At 74.1% G+C, this 1,721-nt stretch carries 1 protein-coding gene; it reads right to left on the bottom strand.

The window, feature by feature from the left end; all coding sequences use genetic code 11:
• Positions 1-1,721: DUF6049 family protein (locus EIO58_RS19030; protein ID WP_164861846.1), on the bottom strand; the 1,721-nt coding region annotated here is incomplete at both ends.

Raw genomic sequence — 1,721 nt, 5'->3', positions numbered from 1 at the left:
CGGCCGCCGCCGGCGGCGCACGCGCAGCACGGTGCGCGCGATGCCGATCACGAGGAGCGCGCCGGCGACGGTCGCGAGGGCGGCGATGCCGACGCCCTCCCATTCGGCCCACACGTTGACGCGCACGGTCTGCGGGTCGCTGATCGCGACGAAGGTGGGACTGCGCAGCTGCAGCGCGAGGGTCACCTCGCCGCGCCCGACGCGCGCCTGAACGGGCACCTCGACGCGCGTGTTGCTCTGCGGAGTGGCGACGATCGTCGTCTCGGTCTGGACGTCGAGGCGCAGGTTGTCAGGGGTCGTGTAGAGCACGAGGTTGACCGGGTACTCGAGGTCGTTGCGCACCCAGAACCGCAGCGCGGCATTGGAGCCGAAGAGGTCGCCGGGACTCGTGGGCAGCAGGGCGACCGAGTCGAGTGTCTCGGCAGTCGCCGCGCGATGGGCTGCGAGGGCGGTCGGCCACGCCTCGTCACCGACCCATCGGACGCCGAGCAGCTGCAGGAGCTCGGCGCGTTCGGGCCCGGTGAGCAGGCTCGGGTCGTCGAGGATCGTCGCGAACCGGGCGACCTCGCTCTCGTCCGCAAGGAGAGCGGATGCCGCCGCCGCGCGGTCGGGCGGGGCCGCGATGTCGGTCAGCTCGACGGGGTCCGCCTCGCTCGCGGCGAGGCTCGCGAGAGTGCGGGGCGTGAGGTTCGGCGCCGCGGTCGCGGTCGCGATGGCGGTGGACAGGCCCACTCGGGACCGTGCGTCGTCTCGCCCGAGCGTGACCAGGAGCGCGCCGTCGGACTCGGAGACGGCGAAGTCGAGGTACGCGGCCGCCTCGGTGAGCGCCGCTCCTCGCAGCCACGACGCCTCACGCAGCGATGCTTCGTGCAGTGCGGCAGAGACGGCCTCGTCGTACACCAGCACGCCGGCGTCGCCGATGCGTCCGCGCGCGCCCACGGTCTCGTCGCGCGCGCCCGGGGTCGTGGTGGTCGACGGCACGATCGCGAGTGACGAGCTGTCGTCCTCGCCCAACTCGCCGAGCCGTGTCACGACCTCCGCGCCGGCGGTGCCGTCCGCCGGCCAGTAGATCCCGTCGCGCGACGGCTCGCCGATGGAGAGCAGCTGCTCGGTGTCGGGCAGCGGCGTCGCGGGGCCGGGAGTCGGCGTCGGGCTGGGAGTCGGGGTCGGGGTCGGGGTCGGGGATGCCGTCGCGTCCGGGAAGTCGGCCGGCGTCATGTAAGCCGAGAACGAGGTCGGCGTGAGCGGTCGCGGGAGTCCGGCCTCGAGCTGCGCGGTGACGTCGGCGTCACCGAACTGCAGCGCGAAGCGCGAGTTGGGCAGGGCCTCCAGCCGTTCCAGCCACGCGGTGGCTGATTCGGGGGCTGTCGTGCCCAGCACGCGGATCGCAGCCGGGATCGCGGGGTCGACGGCGAGGATGACCGCGGTACCGGTGACGGCGTCGAGCTGCGCGGTGAGGTCGCCGTCCGGGGCGGTGAGCACGGCGAGCTCGTCAGCGGTCAGCAGCCCGCCCTCGAGCGGCGCCGCCGTGACCGGGACGATGACGCCGATGCCGACCTCGGGCCGGTCGTCGGCGGGGACGATCATGACGCTCGTGGAGGTCGCCGTTCCCGACTCCGATGCAGAGGTCGCAGCGAGCGGGTAGACGCCGGGCGCAAGGCCGGCGAGAGCGGGGGAGTCCGCCGCCACCGTGATGGCGGCGACCTGCTCGGCCCCCGGCT

The sequence above is a fragment of the Microbacterium sp. CPCC 204701 genome, assembly GCF_004010105.1.
Taxonomy (GTDB): domain Bacteria; phylum Actinomycetota; class Actinomycetes; order Actinomycetales; family Microbacteriaceae; genus Microbacterium.
This window is presented reverse-complemented; position numbering and strand designations above follow the sequence as displayed.